The organism is Wocania ichthyoenteri Th78, assembly GCF_000789235.1.
Lineage (GTDB): Bacteria > Bacteroidota > Bacteroidia > Flavobacteriales > Flavobacteriaceae > Wocania_A > Wocania_A ichthyoenteri.
The window spans coordinates 252,243-273,778 of the sequence record NZ_KN525716.1; the positions used below are offsets into that span (position 1 = coordinate 252,243).

The following is a 21,536-nucleotide window of genomic DNA, read 5'->3' on the forward strand; positions in this document are numbered from 1 at the left end:
TACACAACTTAAAAGCATATAACAATGACAAAAATCATGTTTAAAAATTATGTTTTTTGTAACTTTAAAATATAAATTTAATACTAAAAGTTATGTGCTCAATAGATAAATTAAACGATAAGACCACTCAAAATATCTTTAATAAAAAAGTAATTTCTGCAACACAACATTTACAAGCCTATATAAAACATCGCATATATATAGGTGAATCTAAAGGCATAATTCCTAAAAATATGTATTCGTCTAACGACTTTATAGACGAAGCTATTGCTAAATTTTACGAAGGTGGCTACGATATAGATATGGACGCTTTTGCAATAAAGATTAAGTTGTTTAAAATTGTGGATATTGATTTAGATGAACTCTTTAAAAAAGAAGCTTTTCATCAAAACACCTTAAGTACAAACGAAATTTTGGAAGAAGAATTAGACGGTTTAGAAGAAAACTTTACAGTTGATGAGGATTTTGATTTTATTATGAATGAAGAGCTTAACGATATTTCGTATAAACAAGACCATAAACACAAGCATTTGTTTTTATATGATAATGATAACACGTCTATACAAAATGCGCTTGAGGTTGAAGATATGTCTGCTTTAAACAACAAAAACATATTGGGTAAATTCTACACTTTATTGCCATTAAAAGTATCTGAAATTGTAGATTTATTCGTTTTTGGAAGACTAGATTACGATGAAGTTGCTCAAGTTAAAAACATAGAAGCGAAACGTGTAAAGCGTATTTTAAATTTAACTATTGAAAGCCTAAAAGAACGTTTGGGCTAATGCTCTAAAACCGTTCGCATGGCTTTAGCTTTTACTAAGCATTCTTCATATTCTTGTAAAGGGTTGCTTTTAGATGTTATGGCACCACCAACGGAATACGATACATACTTTTTAGTTTCATTATACAAAATACTTCGAATAACAACGTTAAAATCGAAATCGCCTATTGGTGAAAAATAACCAACTGCTCCAGAGTATAATCCGCGTTTGGTTTCCTCTAAATCTTCAATAATTTTCATTGCAGAAATTTTCGGAGCCCCAGTCATACTTCCCATTGGGAATGTGCTTTTTATAACATCAACGGGATGTGTGGTTTTTTCAATTTTAGACGTGACTGTAGAAATCATTTGATGCACCTGATCGAAAGTGTAAATTTTACATAATTCTTCAACTTTTACACTTCCCTTTATAGCGGTTTTAGATAAATCGTTACGTACCAAATCTACAATCATAATGTTTTCACTGCGTTCCTTTTCATCTTTTAATAAATCACTTTTTAATAAATTATCTTCTTCAAAATTATTAGACCGTTTTGCAGTGCCCTTTATAGGTTGTGAAATAATAGTGCCCCCATCTTTTTTTAAATAACGTTCTGGTGAAGCCGATAACAAATATTTATCATTGCATTTTAAAAACACTGCGAAAGGCGGATTTGAAATAGCATTAAGTTTATTATAGGTTTCTAGTGGATTTATAACAGTCTCTTCCGCATAGAATTCTTGACAAAAATTAGCTTCGTAAATATCCCCTCGATGTATATGGGCGAGCATATTATTTATTTTTTCGAAATACTCGTCTTTATGAATGCGGAGTTTTATTTTGATGTTGTTTGAGACCTTTCGACGGAATTCATCTTGAGTGCAGTCGAAAGACTCAAGGTCACATTTGTTTTTGTTTTGAATCGCTTTTAAATCGTCTTCCCAGTTATCTTCAACACCTTTTAAATATTGAATTTCAACTTGATTATCTTTAAAAAGAAATAGTTTTTTAGGTTGAAAAAAGTATAAATCTGGGAACTCTAAACCATCAAAATTATTAGAACTTATAACTTCAACATCATTCTTTAAATCGTATGTTAAATAGCCAAAAATCCAATCGTTTACAGTAGTTTGGTATTCTTTCAGCTTTTCAAAACCATTAAAGAAATCGGTTTGAATACATGTAAAAGCATCAACCGCTAAAACCGCATCGTAATTAGAATGGTTTTGTTCGTAGTTATTAGAATCTAACCAAACTACATCATCAAATTTTTGTGCCCAAGCCAATATTTGGTTTTTAAAAATCTTAGATGATTTTGTTTTATGAAAAAAGGTTGTTCTCAACAATAAAAAAGTTTATGCGGTAAAGTTACTCAGAATACTTAAAAAATTAAGAGTTTTGTAAATGAATTCCTTTAAACACATTTTAAATGTTCGAACTAGAAAATAACAAACTAAAAATAGCTGTAAAAAATATTGGAGCAGAACTTTGCGACATATCTTCAACACAAAACAAAACCCAATTTATGTGGGACGCCAACCCAAATATTTGGGATAATTACGCTCCAAATCTATTTCCTGTTATTGGTGCATTAAAAGACGACACCTATCTCTTTGAAAATAAAGAATATAACCTTCCAAAGCATGGTTTTATAAGGCAAAACAAAAACATAAAGCTACACGAACAAACCGAAAACAGTTTGACTTTTGCATTGTCTTATGATAATGAATCTCTTAAAAACTATCCGTTTAAGTTTGCATTTTACATCACTTATTTACTTGTAGATAATAAAATTGAAGTGATTCATCGCATTAAAAATTGTGATGATAAAACCATGTATTTCTCTGTTGGCGGACATCCCGCTTTTAAATGTCCTGTGTTTAAAAATGAAGAATACGACGATTATTATTTAGAGTTTGAACACTCTGAAAAAGCTGAAACGCATTTAGTAAACATCGGTAATGGTTTAATTTCTTCAAAAACTGAAGCTGTTTTTAATAATTCAAACACTATCAAATTAACTCACGATTTGTTTAATAGAGATGCCTTAGTCTTTAAAGATTTAAAATCTAAAAAAGTGACTTTAAAAAGCAAGTTAAACGGCGATATTCTTTCGGTTAGTTATAATGATTTCTCTTATTTAGGTATTTGGGCAAAACCCGAAGGCGATTATGTTTGTATTGAACCTTGGCTGGGTGTTGCCGATAGTGAAACTACCAATCAAAACTTTAAAACAAAAGAAGGTATTATAACGCTTCAACCAAAAAACACTTTCGAAGCTAGTTATACTATCGAAATACATAATAATCATTTAGTCTAACAAATTAATGGTAAATTTGCAGTCTAAAACAAGATTGTGACATTTTCAGATTTAAACTTAAACACGCCTTTATACAATGCTTTAAACGATTTAGGGTTTACTATACCAACACCAATTCAAGCAGAAGCCTTTAATGTAGTTGCCTCTGGAAAAGATATGGTTGGTATTGCGCAAACAGGTACAGGAAAAACCTTTGGTTACATGCTTCCTATTCTTAAAAACCTAAAATTTTCGACACAAGAGAATCCCAGAATTCTGATTTTAGTACCCACTCGAGAGCTAGTTGTGCAAGTGGTTGATGAAATTGGAAAGCTTTCTAAATACATTAACAATCGTGTTTTAGGTGTTTACGGTGGCACCAATATCAATACCCAAAAACAGGCTATTGCAGAAGGTATAGATATTTTAGTAGCTACGCCTGGGCGTTTATACGATTTGGCTTTAAGCAGAGTTTTACAACTGAAATCAATTCAGAAATTAGTGATTGATGAAGTGGATGTGATGCTTGATTTAGGTTTTAGACATCAGCTGATTAATATTTTTGATATTCTTCCAGAAAAACGACAAAACATCATGTTTTCAGCAACTATGACACAAGATGTTGATGCGCTAATTAACGATTTCTTTAAAAGCCCAGAACGTGTTTCCATTGCTGTTTCTGGTACACCTTTAGAAAACATTTTGCAATCTCGATTTAATGTTCCTAATTTTTATACTAAAGTGAATCTATTAGTTCACTTATTGAATGACACTGAAACTTTTAATAAAGTTTTAATTTTTGTCGCTTATAAAAAGATGGCAGATCGTTTGTTTGAAAAGTTAGACGAAACTTTCCATGAGGAACTTTGTGTGATTCATTCCAACAAAACACAAAATTACAGACTGCGAAGTATTGAGCAATTTAGAGCTGGTGAGAATCGTATTTTAGTTACTACCGATGTTATGGCTCGTGGTTTAGATATTGATAATGTATCCCATGTTATTAATTTTGATACACCAGATTTTCCTGAAAATTATATGCACAGAATTGGTAGAACAGGTCGTGCAGAACGTAAAGGCGAAGCGCTTGTTTTTTCTACTGAAAAAGAACAGGAAGCTATTGAAAATATTGAGAATTTAATGCAAATGAAAATTCCATTGATAGAAATTCCTGATGCTGTAGAAATCTCTACCGAACTTATTGAAGAGGAACGTCCGCAAATAAAAGAACGTAACAATCCTAATAAACGCAGAGACGAAGATGCTCCTGGACCAGCATTCCACGAAAAATCTGAAAAGAACTCTAAAGAGAATTTAGGCGGTTCGTATAAATTCAAAATTGCTGCTAAGTATAAAAAGCCAAAAACTCGTGGCGATAAAAATTATAACAAACGGAATAAGAAAAAATAGTTACAGTATTCAGTAGCAGTTAATTAAAAAATGCCTTCCAAATGAATGAAAAGGCATTTTAATGATATAATTTTACACAACGAAATTACTCCTTTTGCATTCCTCTTAAAACCAAAATACCAATTCTAGAGACAACAAAAGTAAAAAGTCCAAACGTTGCAGTTAATAAAGAAACTTTAAGTCCGCCAGCAAAAATTGCAGGATCAGGGTTTCCAAGTGCTTCAACAGAGTCAAAAGCAGTAATTAACCCAATGACTGAACCTAAAAAACCTAAAACTAACCCTAGAAGGCTACTATCTATAACCAAACAAAGCATTTTTTTAGAAATTAAAATATCCTTTTTAAGACTTAAAAACCCTTTTACTAAAAGAATAATAGAAAGCAATAAGCATATTAATATTAATGACATAAAAAATGGTCCACCTTCATTAAACCTATCAACAAAAGGGTTTGAAGCTACTAATACTTTTGGTAATGTTGAAACTAATAATACACACATAACTGATTGTTTTTTGATTAATGTCCTCCAAACTTAGTCTAGATTATTTATCAAAAATTTTAAATACGACGAATAACCAAATTAGTGATGGATATAACCGATTGCCAAAACCCTTACTAAATCCGTTATTCGTCTACAAAACATTAATTCAGCATAAAAATATACTATTATTGTAACACTATTATTAAAGCATGATAAAAAATAAATATATTTTAAAGCTTTTATGCAAACTACTTCTACATTCTATATTTTGGTTAGCAGTACTGCTTTTTTTTACCTATTTCTTTGGTGCTGAAAGCAAAAACTTTAAAGACACACTTTCTTTTTCACTTTTTTTAATGCCAATTACTATAGCTACAACTTATGTTTCCATATATAAATTAATTCCCGAGTATTTAATAACCAAACGCTATTTACTTTTTGGTTTGTATAGTTTTTATACTTTAATTATCTCTGGATATTTAATCATGGTTTCTATCTTTTTCAGCTTTATATATCTTGCTAATTTTGAATATAACGCTATGAATCCCGTAACAAAAAATATACTGTTTGTAGCTATTGCGGTTTATTTAGTGGTTATTATTGTGAGTTCTTTTAAATTAGTGAAGCTGAATTTGAAACACACCGAAGAAACAAAAAAACTAGAAACCAAAATATTAGAAACACAACTTAAACTAAAGGAGCAAGAATTGAATTATCTAAAAATGCAAATTCATCCGCATTTTTTATTTAACACGCTTAATACATTGTATGGTTTTGCTTTAAAGAAAGCTGATGAAACCCCTGAAATGATATTAAAACTCTCCAATTTATTAGATTATTTACTTTATCAAATAGACAAACCCTTTGTGCTTTTAGTTACAGAAATTAATCATATTAAAGATTATATTGAGTTAGAGAAAATGCGATTTAATAATACACTTAAAGTTACTTTCAATTATAATAACATTCCTGAAACCACTAAAATTGCTCCTATGCTACTCTTACCTTTTATTGAAAATAGTTTTAAGCACGGCAGTATTAAAAATGGCGTTTTAGATATAAAAATTGACTTAAATTGTGATAATGAAAATGTTTGTTTTAAAATTGAAAATAGCTTTAAAAAAAGCAACCAAACTAGTAATGGCATTGGTTTAGAAAATATTAAGAAAAGACTAGATTTATTGTATAAAGATAATTACGGCTTAAATATTGGTGATAGTAAAGGTGATTTTAAAGTAACTCTTAATTTAAATAGTAAGTAATTGCAAAAAAGTAACGATATATCATGTATTATTGTTGATGATGAGTTTATAGCGAGAGAAATCATCGGTATTCATCTTTCAAAAATTAGTAATATTAATATAGTTGCTAGCTGTAGTAATGCTATGGAGGCTTTTAAATATATTAATAAACATAAAATTGATTTGGTTTTTTTAGATATAAATATGCCTGAAATATCAGGTATCTCTTTTGTAAAATCTATCAATAAAGATATCAAAATTATTTTTACAACTGCTTATCGTGATTATGCTGTTGAAGGTTTTGAACTGCAAGCCGTAGACTATTTATTAAAACCGATTTCATTTGAACGTTTACTTAAAGCTGTAAACACTTATTTTGGAGTTTATAGTAGTCCAAAGAATGAAATTAATACTATTGGTGAGAATACTGATTTTATTTTTGTTCGATCTGACCGAACCATGGTAAAAATAGATTTTAAGGACATTATTTATATTGAAAGCTATAGCGATTATATTAAAATTAATCTAACTAATAAAACTATTGTTACTCGTGAAACTATTAGTGCCATAGAAGCAAAACTTCCAAAAAAATTATTTATAAGAATTCATAGATCCTATATAATTTCTATTGAACACATCACTTCATTTACAAAAGAACAGGTAATTATTTTGAAAAAGTCACTTCCTATAAGCCGAAGTTATAAGAGTAAAGTTTTGCAATTATTAGATACATTTTAAACAAAAAAATCCCTTTCCACCCTGATATTATCAGAAAATGAAAAGGGATATAACATGTAGAGAGTTGCTTAATACACAGGACGTAACCAACCAAATTTTAACCCTAACTTAAAATTAACCCTGTATTTTAACTTGGCTCTCTACAATATCTTTAATAGGCACAACAATTTTGCCTTGTTCTGTTTTTAGTGTGACCGATATATTATTAACTGTTTCTACTTCACCTTTAACGTTATTAAACTCGATAACTTGCCCTATTTCGTATGTTTTTCTGGCATAAAATGTTCTTAATAAATCGCCCACTACTTTTTGAGCACCAAATCCGAAGGCTAAAGCAAAGGCTAATAAAAAGGCCGCTAAAATCATGGTAATGTTGCTTGTAATGATTTCGGTATCAACACCCGCTTGATTTAAAGCTGTTATTGAAATGAACGTGAGTAATAAAAAAAATACAATTTGACTAATCATTTTTGAACCTGATAAATCCATCGATTCAAAGAATGATTTGATAGCTTTTTTAACGAAATTAGCTAGTAATAAACCAATAGTAAATACTATTAAAGCTGAGAATAATTTAGGCAAATACCCAAGGAAATTTTTTATTTCCTCTGATACCATAGTAAGATTAAGGATGTCTGTAACTACAATAAGCAGCATGATATACATAATCCATTTTACAAACTTGGTGATAATTTTAATGATGTTGAAGTTTAGTTTTTTGCCTTCAAATATTTCAATTTCATTTATTTTATCATCTAACTTGTCTGCCTTTGCAAGCTTTAACGCTTTTCGTACTATGCCAACTATAAGTTTAGTAAGTAACCAACCTATAATTACTATAACAATAGCACCAAGAATATTTGGGATTACTCCAGCCACTTCGTTTGATATAGCTGATAATGAATCCATAACACCTTCATTCCATGCCGTTATTTTTTCCATGATTATTTATTGTTTTCGTTAGGGTTATCTTTTCTTTTTTTTATGGTCTGTTCTACAATTTTTGCCACATCTACAGAGAATAAGCTCGCTAAATCCATTAGCAACTTAGCCGTGGCAATATCGCTCATAACCTTAGCTTTAAGTTCTTGCGGAACTTCTTTAAGAGGCTGGTTTATATGCTTAAACGGATTCTCCATTATTTAAGGTTATTAGTATATACGGTTTTTAGTTTGTCTTTAGCGCGTTTAATTCTCATTTTAACAGCACTTTCTCCAATTCCTAAAACACTTTCAATATCTCTTATAGAAAGATGGTCTTGGTATTTTAACAATAAAATCATTTTCTCTTCTGGAGAAATGAGTTCTAAGGCTATTTTTAATTTGTCCACCTTCATATCCAGAAAACTGGTATCATCTTCTTCATTATACGAAAGGTTTTCAATATCTTTATAATCTACTGACTGCTTTTCAAATTTTTTAGCTGTATTTCTGGTTACATAATTTACACAGTGATTATATGTAAAGGCATATAACCATGTTGAAAATTTCGATTTTCCTTTAAAACTAGCCAACTTAACAAAGAGTTTTAAAAATATATCTTGTGTTAAATCTTTAGCTTCATCAGCATCTTTTGCAAAACCAAAACATTTATTATATACCAATGTAGCATACCTATCGTAGAGTATCTCGAAAAGCAATGTGTTATTGGTTTTAACAATTGCTTTTACCAAATCTTCATCAGGTAGCTTATTAATATTGTCTAGGGTTTTCAAATGTAGCTTACAGCTATTTTAGTTATTATGAGTTAAGACACAGGTAATTTTAATAAGTCACAATTATTTTTAAAAAATAAACACTTAAAAATTGAATATAAAAAAAAGCGACTAATGTGTCGCTTTTTTTATCTAAAATTATAATATTTATTATTGTAAACCTGGAATTGAAACTATTTCATTTACATCTTCATCATAATCTACACCTTCTACTTTAAAACCAAAAAGATTATAAAAATCAGTTTCGTAACCTTTTAAATCTCCTATTTCTGGTAAAGTTTCGGTAGTGGCTTGTTTCCAAAGTTCTAAAACTTTAGCTTGTACATCTTCACGCATTTCCCAATCGTCAATTCGAATTCTACCAGCTTCGTCTAGTTCTAAATTTTCAGCGTATAAACGGGCATTAAACAAACGTTCAATTTGCTCAATACAACCTTCATGAATACCTTTTTCTTTCATTACTTTATATAACAATGAAATATACAACGGAATTACGGGAATTGCTGAACTCGCTTGCGTTACTAGCGCTTTATTTACAGATACATAGGCTTTACCATTAACATCTTTTAAAGTATCGGTAATTTTAAAAGCTGTAGCTTCTAAATGATCTTTTGCACGACCAATGGTTCCTTTTCTATAAACAGCTTCGGTTAACGACGGACCAATATAAGAATACGCAACCGTTTTAAATTTTTTTGATAAAACACCAGCAGACTTTAATTCATCAATCCACATTTGCCAATCTTCACCACCCATTACATTAACGGTATTCTTGATATCGTCTTCAGTACATGGTGCGATTGAAATTTCTTTAACTTCACCTGTATGAAAATCTACTGTATTATCGGTAAATGTGCTTCCAATTGGCTTTAACACCGATTTAAAACGCTCTCCAGTATCTGGATGTGTACGCACTGGAGATGCTAAACTATATATTAACAAATCGATTTCACCTAAATCGGCTTTAATTAAATCGATAGTTTGAGCTTTTATTTCGTTAGAAAACGCATCACCATTTATACTTTTAGCGTATAAACCATCTTTATGTGCTTGAGCCTCAAAGGCAGCACTGTTGTACCAACCAGGAGATGCTGGACGACCTTCAGTTGGTGGTTTTTCAAAAAATGCCCCAATGGTTGCTGCGTTAGACCCGTAAGCCGCAGTAATTCTGGATGCTAAACCAAATCCTGTAGAAGCACCAATGACTAGCACTTTTTTAGGACCATTTTTAACTGGTCGTTCTTTTACATATTCTATTTGGTTTAATATGTTTTGCTCACAACCTTTTGGATGGGATGTTAAACAAATAAACCCTCTTGTTTTTGGTTCTATGATCATAATCTAAATGTGTAATGCTCTGTCTTCAGTGGCCGCTAAAGCTGCTTCTTTAATAGCTTCAGTAAATGTTGGATGCGCATGAGACATACGAGACACATCCTCTGCACTCGCTCTGTATTCCATAGCTACAACTGCTTCTGCAATCATATCAGCAGCGCGAGCACCAACCATATGTACGCCTAAAATTTCATCTGTTTTTTTGTCTGCTAGAATTTTTACAAAGCCATCTAAATCCATACTTGCTCTACTTCTACCTAAAGCACGCATTGGGAATTGACCAACTTTGTACTCTACTCCAGCTTCTTTTAAATCTTCTTCGGTTTTACCAACTGCGGCAACTTCTGGCCATGTGTAAACCACGCCTGGAATTAAATTATAATCGATATGTGGTTTTTGTCCCGCTAAAGTTTCTGCAACAAATACGCCTTCTTCTTCTGCTTTATGTGCTAACATAGCGCCTTTTATAACATCGCCAATTGCATAAATATTTGAAGCCGAAGTTTGTAAATGTTCATTGACTTCAACCTGACCTCTTTCATTAATTTTCACTCCTGCTGCCTCAACATTTAAGCCATCTGTATAGGGGCGACGACCAACAGATACTAAACAATAATCACCTTTAATTTCTACTTCTTCTCCCTTTTTATTATCTGCTTTCACTATAACTTCATCACCTTTTCTTTCAACAGATTTCACTTTGTGAGAAACATTCATTTTAAATTTGGCCTTTTTGAATACCTTATTAAGCTCTTTAGACAAACCAGTATCCATTGTTGGAATAATACGATCCATATACTCTACAACAGTAACTTCTGAACCTAATCTTTTATATACTTGACCAAGTTCTAAACCAATAACACCTCCACCAATTACGATTAAATGCTTTGGTATTTCTTTAAGTTTTAAAGCTTCGGTTGATGTAATAACACGCTCTTTATCTATATTGATAAACGGTAAATTTGATGGTTTACTTCCTGTAGCAATAATCGTGTTTTTGGCTTCAATTTCAGTAGTTTCTTTTCCTGAAATTGTAATATGAGTAGCATCTTTAAAAGCACCTAAACCTTCATAAACATCAATCTTATTTTTCTTCATTAAAAAATCGATACCACCAGTAGTTTGATCTACAACTGATTGCTTACGTGCAATCATTTTCTCTAAATTTACTTTTATATCGCCAGGGATTTCAATACCGTGTTCTTCAAAATGTTTAACAGCATCTTCGTAGTGGTGAGACGAATCTAATAGCGCTTTACTTGGTATACATCCCACATTTAAACACGTACCACCTAATGTCGAATATTTTTCAATTATTGCTGTTTTCATCCCTAATTGTGCACAACGTATTGCTGCAACATATCCTCCAGGGCCAGAACCTATAACGGCTACATCGTAAGAATTCATATTTTAATTTTATTATCTTAAATTAATGATTGCAAAAGTACAATTTTTGTTAAAGAAAGAATATTAATTATCAGTCTTTTCAATATCATTCAAAATCCACTCTAATTCAGTATCAATATTCAACTTTCTATCTTCAATTGTTGGCGTTATTTTTACATCTGGTTTTACACCATATCCATCTGGGTTTTGCTTTTGTGGTGCTTCAATTTGCATTAAACCCATTCTAACTTTAAGTTTAGATGTTGGTAATTGGTATAGTTTATAAATTCCTGCAACCGTACCATTATATGCACCCCCAGTTTCTTCTCCAACAAAAATAGCGCGTTTATTGGCTTGAAGATGCGTTGATAAAACTGAAGATGCTGAAAATGAATTCCCATTAATCAGCACATAAATATCGCCTTTAAAATGCAATGGGTTTGGCGCTTTTACTTTCGAAAATTTATTGAATCTGTAATACAATTTTCCATCCTTTTTCTTAGTCTTTAATAAATTGTGAGTTATAATAATCGGCGATAATAAACCACCAACAATTTTAAGGCTGGCTGATGATGTATTGCTCATTACAAACTTCATAAAAGGGATTCTACTATTCACTTCACTTTCTGTAATAAACTGATAATTTTCATTAGTTAAATACGAGTATAAATTATCAATCTCAGAAATACGTCCGCCACCATTATCCCTTAAATCTAAAATAAAATACTTGGTTTTCGCAGAATCTAATTTTGCAAAACTTTCCTTATAAAATGCTTTATAAGAACCATTACTAAAACCTCTAATTTTCATCAGAGCAATGGTGCTATCTTTACCAATAAAGCTTAAATTTCTAGTATATTGCTTCCTACTTGAAATATAACCATGTTTATTGTTGTACTTCTTTTTCTGTTTTGCCTTTAAGCGATTAATTTTTTTTTCTGTTTTACTTAACTTTTTAGGTTTTTCAACTTTAGTGGAATCAGATTCTGTTTTATTCTCTTTGTCTTCCTTTTCCAATCGTTTAAATGTTTTTATAAAGGTTGAGTCTTCACTTTTAAGTGTCACTTTTAAACTATCTACAAATCCATTATTTCTATAATAAAATGTTTTAAAATTTTTGCCAACAAATCGATTGTGCAGTGTTGTATTGTATCCATCAGAAGCAAACTGTGTTTTATATTTTTCAACTAAATTAATCGCTAAATCATCTTCAATTTTAACAACTTCGTTACCAACAAGTGTAGAATCTTTTCCTCGGGTATTTTTTACCCAAAGCTTGTTATTTAAGTATTCGAAATCTAAATCGTAAAACTCAAATTTTTTCTTTTTTAATAGTTTTCTTTCTTTTCTGGTAAATCTCTTATTTGCTGAACCTACCGAAACATGTCCTTGTCTTACATTTGTAACAACAGGTGCTAGTTTTTTGTAAAATTCTCGCGAATTCATAGGCTGTTTTATGGCTTTTTTTAAACTATCAAACTCAAAATCTAAAATATTTTTTGGTGTGTATTGATATAGTTTTGGGTGATGTTTTTTAAGTTGTTTGTATAGTTTATCAACATCGTTTTGTAAATCTTCAACCGTATGTAACGATGCAATTTGCTGGTTATAGGTCTTTACACTGCTGCAAGACATTGTAATTAGCACAATAGTAAAAACAGAAAATAGTTTCTTCATTCAAAAAAAATCATCATTAAAGCAACTAAAGTACTTGTAATTATTTTAATTTATATTGTATTAATTAATCTTTAACTTTTAAGTAAAATCGTGTAGCTTTGTGCTCCATGCAAAAAAACATTAACATACAGAATAAAAAAGCACGCTTTCTATATGAAATTTTAGATAAGTATACTGCTGGAATTGTGTTAACTGGAACCGAAATTAAATCCATTAGAAGTAGTAAAGCATCCATTGCTGAAAGCTTTTGTGAGTTTAACGAAAACGGTGAGCTTTTTGTAATTAATATGACCATTCAAGAATACGCTTTTGGTAATTATTACAACCACAGACCAAAAGCTGAAAGAAAATTGCTTTTAAATAAAAAGGAATTAAAAAAGCTTAATAAAGAAGTTCAAAATACAGGATTAACTATTATTCCGTTACGTTTGTTTATTAACGAAAAAGGCTATGCCAAATTAGATATTGCCTTAGCAAAAGGAAAAAAACTTTTCGACAAACGAGAAACAATAAAAGACCGTGATAATAAACGCGATTTGGATAGAATTAAAAAGGCATATAAATAATTTAAGAAAGCCTTAACGTTCCAACTATTACTAAATTTCTACTTTGCAGTTCTAAAAAATCAAAAAACTTTTCAGCATGAAAAAACTTGTTATACTAATATTTACCTGCTTATTAACGTTTTCAATAAGCGCGCAAGAGAGCACAGAAAAAGCTAAAGATTATTATAAGAAAGTACAAACACTAGATAGTACCATTAAAGCACTTTACGCTGTTATTTCAGGTGAAAAAGGTGAAGCAAGAGATTGGGAACTTTTTAAATACTTATTTAAACCTGAAGCAAAGTTAATTCCCTCAGGAAAAGACAAAAATGGAGAGTATCAAGTGCGTTATATGACACCTGATGATTATATAAAAAATTCTGGGCAATGGTTGATTGATAATGGCTTTTTTGAAAAAGAAATTCATAGAAAAACAAATACTTTCGGAAATATAACCCAAGTATTTAGCACGTATGAGTCTTTTCATAGCGCATCAGATAAAAAACCTTTTATGCGAGGTATTAATAGTATTCAATTATTATATGATGGTAATCGTTGGTGGGTTATAAACATTTACTGGACTCAAGAAACTAAAGAAAACCCTATTCCTAAAAAACATCTTCCAAAACAATAAAATTTATGAAAAAGCCTTACAAATTAAATACTACTCTTTTTTCTTTCTTCATTTTTACAATATCCTTTCTTTCTGCCTTTGCTCAAGAAAAAGCAATGCCTATTTTTAAAGATGGAGAAGCGCAAATAGTTGAAGCATTTAATACACCAGATAAATGGATACGACATGATTTATTTGTTGAAACCGAATTCGATACCGATGGCGATGGTAAATTAGACCGCATGCATGTATCTGTAACTAGACCATTTCAAACCGATACTGAAAGCTTAAAACTTCCTGTAATTTATGTGTCTAGCCCTTATTTTGCTGGTGTAGCACAAGGTGGAAATGAGTTATTTTGGAATGTAAAACATGAACTTGGAGAACAAGTAAAAGGACCAATTCACCCTGAAGTAAAGCGTGTTGGAAAAAGACCAATCATATCTAATTCGCATATTAAAAAATGGATACCAAGAGGTTATATTGTAGTGCATTCGTCCTCACCTGGAACTGGATTATCTCAAGGTTCACCTACTGTTGGTGGTCAAAACGAATCCTTAGCACCTAAATCGGTAATCGACTGGTTATGTGGACGAGCTAAAGGCTATACTGAACCTTATGGAAATAAAACTGTTGAAGCGTTTTGGAGTACTGGAAAAGTTGGAATGACTGGAACGTCGTACAACGGAACTATTCCGTTAGCTGCTGCAACCACAGGCGTTGATGGTCTTGAGGCTATTATTCCTATAGCACCCAACACCTCTTATTATCATTATTACCGTTCTAACGGATTGGTACGCTCTCCAGGTGGTTACTTAGGTGAAGATATTGATGTGTTATACGATTTTATTCATAGTGGTGGTGAAGAACCTATTATTCCAAATAGCAATACAAAAATTAATGATGCTAAAATTCCTAAAGCATATAAAAATAAAAGAGCATACAGCAATGAAGTAATTCGTGATACCGAAATGAAGAATGGTATGGACAGGATTACTGGTGATTATAACAATTTTTGGGCTGGACGCGATTATTTAAACCATATGGCTCCAATGAAAGCGGCGTTATTAATGTCGCATGGATTTAATGATTGGAATGTTATGCCAGAGCACAGTTATAGAATATATAAAAAAGCGAGAGAAATGGGTATCCCATCGCAAATATACTATCACCAATTTGGTCATGGTGGTCCGCCACCAATTACAATGATGAATCGTTGGTTTACACGTTATTTACATGGTATTGAAAACGGTGTAGAAAACGATGCTAAAGCTTGGATTGTTAGAGAAAATGATAAAACGGACCAACCAACTGCGTACAAAGAGTATCCAAACCCAGATGCTTCTCCTGTTACTTTATATTTAAATTCTGCTGGAAAATTATCTATTGAAAAACAAAAAAAGCAAGGCAAGGAAACATTAGTTGATGATTATAATTTTTCGGGTACAGATTTAGCAAAATCAAACAATTCAAAAAACAGATTATTATATGTAACGCCTATACTAAAAGAAGATTTGCATATTTCTGGCGTACCAGAAACCACTATTAAATTAGCAAGTAGTAAACCTGCAGCAAATTTATCGATTTGGTTAGTTTCGCTACCATGGAATGAAGGTAAAGTGAAAATTACCGATAATATTATTACACGTGGTTGGGCAGATCCTCAAAACTATAAATCTCTAACAGAAAGTAAACCTTTAAAACCTGGTAAATTTTACGAGCTTACCTTTAATTTACAACCCGACGATCAAGTTATTAAAGCAGGACAACAAATTGGTTTAATGATTTTTTCTAGCGACCAAGAATTTACTTTGCACCCAAAACCAGGAACGGAGTTGACAGTTGATTTGGATGGAACTAGTTTGACGTTGCCTGTTGTTGGTGGTGTTGAAAGTTTCAATACGTCCTTAGGGAATTAAAATATATAAACGAAATTTATGATGCTATGAAGCAAGTACATATTCTATTAACCATAATGCTATTTAGCTCTGTTACTTTACCTGTATTTGCTCAACAAAACAATTTTATTAAAGACTATTTAGAACGATTGGTAAATTCTCATAAGTACTTAATACTTGTGGCAGAAACAATGCCAGAGAACAAATATAACTTTAAAGCATCTCCAGAATCACTGTCCTTTGCTGAAAATTTAATGCATATAGGATATGCTGTAGATTGGCATAGTCAGTCATTATTAGGTGGTCGAGAATCTAGAGATTGGAAAACTGATGCAATTTTTAAGGTTGCCAATAAATCTAAGGAAGAAATGATTTCAATTATTGATAAGACATTTGATGAGACAATAACCTTAATTAAAGAATTTGATACAACTCAACTTGATGATGAGCTAGACTATTTCGGGTTGAATAGAACGAAACGACAAATATTCTTATTACTTGCAGACCATATAACTCACCACAGGGGACAAATGCTCGTTTATATGAGATTAAATGGACTTGTCCCTCCTAGATATGTTTTGTTTCAATAAATCAAAATTAACTTATCCTAATTCTTATCCTCCAAAAGTGGCACAAATCGAAACTCGCCAAATTCTTCTTGTTCAAATTCTTTTTTTCCTTTTCTTATAAAAAGGGTCATAATTTGCACATCATCGCCCACAGGAATAACAAGCCTTCCTCCTATTTTTAACTGGCTTAATAATGGTTTTGGCACAAACGGTGCGCCTGCAGTAACAATAATACTATCAAATGGCGCTTCTTCAATTAGACCTTTATAACCATCGCCAAAAATGAGTTTTTTAGCACGATAGCCTAATTTGGGTAAAAACTTATTCGTTTTTTTAAACAGTTCTTGTTGGCGTTCAATACTAAAAACTTTTGCTCCTAATTCGCATAAAACAGCAGTTTGATAACCACTACCTGTACCAATTTCTAAAACCTTAGCGCCTTTTTTTACTTCTAATAATTCCGATTGAAAAGCCACAGTATAAGGTTGCGATATCGTCTGATCTGCAGCAATAGGAAACGCTTTATCTTGGTAAGCATGATCTAAAAAACCAGAATCCATAAACAAATGTCTTGGTATGTTTCCAATGGCCTTTAAAACCGCTTCATTGGTTATACCTTTGTTTTTTAAAACGTTAACTAATTGTTGTCGTAGTCCTTTGTGTTTAAATGTATCTTTCAATGGTTGAGTTATTTTCAAAGCTAAAATTAGTAAACATTTTTAAGCTAAAATCATTTTAATCATAATTTCTTTTAAGTATCAATAAAGCAAAAAATTAGCTGCAAATAATCAAATTCATGTATTAAATATCTTATTTTTGTTGAAAACGTAAAAATATGCTAAAAGCTGGTGTACTTGGTGCTGGTCATCTTGGAAAAATTCATTTAAGACTTCTTAATCAATCTGATAAATATAACCTTATTGGTTTTTATGATGCAGATGCAGATAATGGAAAAAGAGTAGAAGATGAATTTGGTTATAAATTTTTTGATTCTATCGAAACACTTATAGATGCTGTTGATATGATAGATATTGTTACACCCACATTATCGCATTACGATTGTGCAAAACAAGCTATTGCCAAAGGCAAACACATTTTTATTGAAAAACCAATTACTAATACCGTTGAAGAAGCAGAACATATTAGAGAGCTTTTAGCACAACATGATATTCGCGGACAAGTGGGTCATGTAGAGCGTTTTAATCCTGCTTTTATAGCAGTAAAAAAAGATATTAAATCACCTATGTTTATTGAAACACATCGATTAGCAGAATTTAATCCGCGTGGAACCGATGTTCCCGTTGTGCTAGATTTAATGATTCACGATATCGATATTATTTTAAGTGTTGTAAAATCGAAAGTAAAACATATTTCTGCAAGTGGTGTTTCGGTTATTAGCGATACTCCAGATATTGCCAACGCTCGGATAGAATTTGAAAACGGCTGTGTTGCCAATTTAACAGCGAGTAGAATCTCTTTAAAAAGTATGCGTAAAACACGTTTTTTTCAAAAAGACGCCTACATCTCTGTAGATTTTTTAGAAAAAAAATGTGAAGTTGTTAAAATGAAAGATGCTCCAGAAAACCCTGGAGATTTCGATATGATTCTTCAAAATGCTGAAGGTATAAAAAAGCAAATCTATTTTGATAATCCAGAAATTTCAATCAACAACGCTATTCTTGATGAATTAGAAACCTTTGCAGATGCTATTAACAACAATACAACACCAGTTGTAACACTACATGATGGCACTGAAGCTTTACGTGTGGCAACACAGATAATTAATTGTTTTAAATAAAATTTCAAATGAAAAATATCGCTGTAATTGGTGCTGGAACCATGGGAAATGGTATTGCACATACTTTTGCTCAAAGCGGGTTTAAAGTTCAACTCATAGATATTAGTGAAGCTTCCTTGAAAAAAGGCATGGAGACCATTTCTAAAAATTTAGATAGAATGGTTGCTAAAGAAAAAATAACGGAAACCGATAAAAACGAAACTTTAGCAAATATTACAACCTTTACGAGTATAACCGAAGGTGTTGAATATGCTAGTCTTGTTGTTGAAGCTGCTACCGAAAATATAGATTTAAAACTAAAAGTTTTCAAACAATTAGATGAAGCTTGTCCAGATGATACTATTCTTGCAACAAACACATCTTCAATTTCTATAACGCAAATTGCGGCGGTAACCTCTCGACCAGAAATGGTTATCGGGATGCATTTTATGAACCCCGTTCCCATCATGAAATTGGTTGAAATTATTCGTGGTTATAATACGAGTGATGAAGTAACAAATACTATTATGGAAATGAGTCGTAAACTTGGTAAAACCCCAACCGAAGTAAACGATTATCCTGGTTTTGTTGCCAACAGAATATTAATGCCTATGCTAAATGAATCTATTGAAACCTTATACAATGGCGTAGCAGGCGTTGAAGAAATTGATACGGTTATGAAGCTTGGAATGGCACATCCCATGGGACCATTACAATTAGCAGATTTTATAGGCTTAGACGTATGTCTTTCTATTCTAAATGTAATGTACGAAGGCTTTAAAAACCCTAAATATGCACCATGTCCGTTATTAGTAAATATGGTTCGTGCTGGCAAATTAGGTGTAAAATCTGGTGAAGGCTTTTATGATTATTCAGAGAGCAGAAAGGCTGAAAAAGTGGCTAAACAGTTTATAAAGTAAATTAAAAACGTCATTGCGAATCACACTTTTTTGTGTGATGTGGCAATCTCTTTTTTAATAAACAGATTACCACGTCGTAAAAACTCCTCGTAATGACAGTTTCGAATAAATCATGGCAAAAATAAAACCATTTAAAGCGGTACGTCCAACTAGAGCTATTGTTGGTTTGGTAGCTGCACGTCCCTACCAAAGTTACACAGTTAACGAGCGAGACTCTAGAATGGATTATAACCCATATAGTTTTCTTCATATTGTAAATCCTGGCTATAAATACGACCAAGTTATTACTGGCGAGGAACGCTATAAATTAGTTAGAAACCGGTATTTAGAATTTAAAGAAGATGGCATTTTTATTCAAGATGAAAAGCCATCGTTTTATGTCTATAAAATAGTAAATAGACATGGTCAAGAATTCAATGGAATTATTGCAGCAACTAGTGCGGAGGATTATGAAAAAGATGTTATAAAAAAACATGAAGATACACTAGCAAAACGAGAACAAACATTTAAAACCTATTTGCAAACAGTAGGTTTTAACGCAGAACCTGTGCTCCTTACCTATCCAGATAATAATGTAATTTCATCAATTATAAAAGCCACTCAAAAAAATCATGCAGAGTTTGAGTTTACAATGACTTACAGAGACACACATTATTTGTGGAAAATAGATAATGAAGATGATATTGTAGTAATTCAAGATGAGTTTGATAAAATGGAAACCATTTATATTGCAGATGGACATCATAGATCAGCTTCATCTTACTTATTATATAAAGATGAAAAAGCTAAAAACATCAATCATCAAGGTAGTGAAGCTTACAACTTTTTTATGTCGTATCTCATACCAGAATCCGATTTAGTAATTCATGAATTTAACCGTTTAATAAAAGATTTGAATGGTTTAAGCAAAGAAGAGTTTTTAATTCGTTTAGATCATTTATATCGTATTGAAAATAGAGGAATCGTGCCCTATAGCCCATCCAAACCACATCACTTTAGCATGTATTTAGATGGTGAATTTTACTCACTATATTTAAGAAAAACCAATTATGATTTTGACACTTCGTTAGATACGCTAGATGCGTATTTGCTTTACAAAACGATACTACAACCCATTTTAGGCATTAACGATTTACGAGACGACAATCGCATTGAATATGTAAATGGGAGACATGAAATGATTACTATTAAAAGTGGTGTTGATAGTGGGGAATTTAAAGTAGGTTTTGGCATGTGTGCTGCTACCATTAAGCAAATAAAGCATATAGCAGATGAGGGTTTAAAGATGCCCCCAAAGAGCACATATATTTTACCAAAATTAAGAAGCGGGATAACAATTTACGAATTTTAACGCTTTGCATAAAAATGTTTATTTGTTTAGCTATTAGGGTTTCAAGGCACTACTAAACAACAAACGACTTAACAAACAACAATGAATATAAAAGAAAATCTGAACCATATAAAATCAATATTACCAGAACACGTTACGTTAGTAGCAGTTTCTAAAACCAAACCTGTTAGCGATTTAATGGAAGCGTACAATGCTGGACAACGTATTTTTGGAGAAAATAAAATCCAAGAAATGGCTGAAAAACATGAAGAAATGCCTAAAGATATTGAATGGCATATGATTGGTCATGTTCAGCGAAATAAAGTAAAATATATGGCTGAATTTGTCAGTTTAATTCATGGTGTTGATAATTTTAAATTATTAAAGGAAATTAACAAACAAGCAAAAAAGCATAACAGGACTATTGATTGTTTACTTCAAATAAAAATAGCGTCAGAAGATTCTAAATTTGGAATGTCATTTGATGAAGCTTCAGAAATTATTCAATCTAAAGCATTTTCAGAATTACAACATATAAAAGTTACAGGCGTTATGGGAATGGCAACATTTACTGATGATATGAATCAAGTTGAAAAAGAATTCACAGTATTAAAAACCTATTTTGATAAACTTAAAATTTGTCACACTGAGCGCAGTCAAAATACAGAATTCAGAATTACAAGTATGGGAATGAGTGGTGATTATGAGTTAGCAATTGATTGTGGAAGCAACATGATTCGTGTTGGAAGTAGTATATTTGGCGAACGAAATTATAATAATTAGTAAACAGTCGCGGTTTCAGTTAACAGTCTTCGACTAAACGACAAACAAATAAACAG

At 31.5% G+C, this 21,536-nt stretch carries 22 protein-coding genes; 13 read left to right on the plus strand and 9 right to left on the minus strand.

Annotated features, from left to right (window positions below; all coding sequences use genetic code 11):
- Positions 1-92 precede the first annotated feature (92 nt).
- Positions 93-785, plus strand: a complete 693-nt coding sequence (locus RG22_RS01195) for a hypothetical protein (RefSeq protein ID WP_034040126.1) — start codon at positions 93-95, stop codon at positions 783-785.
- On the opposite strand, the gene RG22_RS01200 is transcribed toward RG22_RS01195, so the two are convergent.
- Positions 782-2,107, minus strand: coding sequence for an anthranilate synthase component I family protein (locus tag RG22_RS01200; RefSeq protein ID WP_034040129.1), 1,326 nt, complete (start codon positions 2,105-2,107; stop codon positions 782-784). The two genes, RG22_RS01195 and RG22_RS01200, sit on opposite strands and share 4 nt — an antisense overlap.
- An 86-nt stretch (positions 2,108-2,193) precedes the next feature.
- Between RG22_RS01200 and RG22_RS01205 the strand changes: the two genes are divergently transcribed.
- Positions 2,194-3,084: an aldose 1-epimerase family protein gene (locus RG22_RS01205; RefSeq protein WP_034040130.1), complete on the plus strand. Its 891-nt coding sequence runs from the start codon at positions 2,194-2,196 to the stop codon at positions 3,082-3,084.
- A gap of 36 nt (positions 3,085-3,120) precedes the next feature.
- Entirely contained in the window at positions 3,121-4,473 is a 1,353-nt protein-coding gene (locus tag RG22_RS01210; RefSeq protein WP_034040131.1) for a DEAD/DEAH box helicase, read from the plus strand.
- 85 nt (positions 4,474-4,558) lie between these two features.
- Here the strand turns inward: RG22_RS01210 and RG22_RS01215 are convergent, their stop codons facing one another.
- Positions 4,559-4,972: a MotA/TolQ/ExbB proton channel family protein gene (locus RG22_RS01215; RefSeq protein WP_034040132.1), complete on the minus strand. Its 414-nt coding sequence runs from the start codon at positions 4,970-4,972 to the stop codon at positions 4,559-4,561.
- A 191-nt stretch (positions 4,973-5,163) separates the two neighbouring features.
- Here RG22_RS01215 and RG22_RS01220 point away from each other — a divergent pair, with 191 nt between their 5' ends.
- Together RG22_RS01220 and RG22_RS01225 are read left to right on the plus strand one after the other, a co-directional pair.
- Positions 5,164-6,216 carry a sensor histidine kinase gene (locus RG22_RS01220; protein ID WP_034040133.1) on the plus strand — a complete coding sequence of 351 codons (1,053 nt, stop codon included), beginning with the start codon at positions 5,164-5,166 and terminating at the stop codon, positions 6,214-6,216.
- Complete coding sequence (locus tag RG22_RS01225) at positions 6,217-6,933, plus strand: LytR/AlgR family response regulator transcription factor (protein ID WP_244462098.1); 717 nt, start codon at positions 6,217-6,219, stop codon at positions 6,931-6,933. It begins immediately after the preceding gene.
- 114 nt (positions 6,934-7,047) lie between these two features.
- Here RG22_RS01225 and RG22_RS01230 read toward each other — a convergent pair whose 3' ends face one another.
- The 6 genes from RG22_RS01230 to RG22_RS01255 form a co-directional block, all read right to left on the minus strand.
- Positions 7,048-7,875: a mechanosensitive ion channel family protein gene (locus tag RG22_RS01230; RefSeq protein ID WP_034040135.1), complete on the minus strand. Its 828-nt coding sequence runs from the start codon at positions 7,873-7,875 to the stop codon at positions 7,048-7,050.
- 2 nt (positions 7,876-7,877) lie between these two features.
- Positions 7,878-8,072, minus strand: coding sequence for a hypothetical protein (locus RG22_RS01235; RefSeq protein WP_034040138.1), 195 nt, complete (start codon positions 8,070-8,072; stop codon positions 7,878-7,880).
- Positions 8,072-8,647, minus strand: a complete 576-nt coding sequence (locus RG22_RS01240) for an RNA polymerase sigma factor (protein ID WP_034040139.1) — start codon at positions 8,645-8,647, stop codon at positions 8,072-8,074. The genes RG22_RS01235 and RG22_RS01240 overlap by 1 nt, the downstream gene beginning before the upstream one ends.
- 150 nt (positions 8,648-8,797) lie before the next feature.
- On the minus strand, positions 8,798-9,985 hold the full coding sequence (gene fabV, locus RG22_RS01245; protein ID WP_034040141.1) for an enoyl-ACP reductase FabV: 1,188 nt from the start codon (positions 9,983-9,985) through the stop codon (positions 8,798-8,800).
- Between the two features lie 3 nt (positions 9,986-9,988).
- Positions 9,989-11,389 (minus strand): dihydrolipoyl dehydrogenase, encoded by a 1,401-nt coding sequence (gene lpdA, locus RG22_RS01250; RefSeq protein ID WP_034040143.1) that lies wholly within the window; start codon positions 11,387-11,389, stop codon positions 9,989-9,991.
- A 63-nt stretch (positions 11,390-11,452) separates the two neighbouring features.
- Positions 11,453-13,045 carry a S41 family peptidase gene (locus tag RG22_RS01255; RefSeq protein ID WP_034040145.1) on the minus strand — a complete coding sequence of 531 codons (1,593 nt, stop codon included), beginning with the start codon at positions 13,043-13,045 and terminating at the stop codon, positions 11,453-11,455.
- A gap of 107 nt (positions 13,046-13,152) precedes the next feature.
- Between RG22_RS01255 and smpB the strand changes: the two genes are divergently transcribed.
- The 4 genes from smpB (at position 13,153) to RG22_RS01275 (ending at position 16,691) form a co-directional block, all read left to right on the plus strand.
- Complete coding sequence (gene smpB / locus RG22_RS01260) at positions 13,153-13,611, plus strand: SsrA-binding protein SmpB (protein ID WP_034040147.1); 459 nt, start codon at positions 13,153-13,155, stop codon at positions 13,609-13,611.
- Positions 13,612-13,687: 76 nt separating this feature from the next.
- Entirely contained in the window at positions 13,688-14,224 is a 537-nt protein-coding gene (locus tag RG22_RS01265; protein ID WP_034040155.1) for a hypothetical protein, read from the plus strand.
- A gap of 5 nt (positions 14,225-14,229) precedes the next feature.
- Complete coding sequence (locus tag RG22_RS01270; protein WP_034040157.1) at positions 14,230-16,122, plus strand: Xaa-Pro dipeptidyl-peptidase; 1,893 nt, start codon at positions 14,230-14,232, stop codon at positions 16,120-16,122.
- Positions 16,123-16,148: 26 nt separating this feature from the next.
- On the plus strand, positions 16,149-16,691 hold the full coding sequence (locus RG22_RS01275; protein ID WP_034040162.1) for a DinB family protein: 543 nt from the start codon (positions 16,149-16,151) through the stop codon (positions 16,689-16,691).
- Positions 16,692-16,708: 17 nt separating this feature from the next.
- On the opposite strand, the gene RG22_RS01280 is transcribed toward RG22_RS01275, so the two are convergent.
- Positions 16,709-17,350, minus strand: a complete 642-nt coding sequence (locus tag RG22_RS01280) for a protein-L-isoaspartate(D-aspartate) O-methyltransferase (protein ID WP_034040164.1) — start codon at positions 17,348-17,350, stop codon at positions 16,709-16,711.
- 155 nt (positions 17,351-17,505) lie between these two features.
- Between RG22_RS01280 and RG22_RS01285 the strand changes: the two genes are divergently transcribed.
- From RG22_RS01285 to RG22_RS01300, 4 genes are all read left to right on the plus strand, one after another.
- Positions 17,506-18,468 (plus strand): Gfo/Idh/MocA family protein, encoded by a 963-nt coding sequence (locus RG22_RS01285; protein ID WP_034040166.1) that lies wholly within the window; start codon positions 17,506-17,508, stop codon positions 18,466-18,468.
- A gap of 8 nt (positions 18,469-18,476) precedes the next feature.
- The gene (locus tag RG22_RS01290; protein WP_034040168.1) at positions 18,477-19,367 is read left to right on the plus strand and encodes a 3-hydroxyacyl-CoA dehydrogenase family protein; all 891 of its coding nucleotides are present in this window, start codon (positions 18,477-18,479) and stop codon (positions 19,365-19,367) included.
- A 112-nt stretch (positions 19,368-19,479) separates the two neighbouring features.
- Entirely contained in the window at positions 19,480-20,718 is a 1,239-nt protein-coding gene (locus tag RG22_RS01295; protein ID WP_034040170.1) for a DUF1015 domain-containing protein, read from the plus strand.
- Between the two features lie 81 nt (positions 20,719-20,799).
- Positions 20,800-21,480 (plus strand): YggS family pyridoxal phosphate-dependent enzyme, encoded by a 681-nt coding sequence (locus tag RG22_RS01300; RefSeq protein WP_034040172.1) that lies wholly within the window; start codon positions 20,800-20,802, stop codon positions 21,478-21,480.
- Positions 21,481-21,536 lie beyond the last annotated feature (56 nt).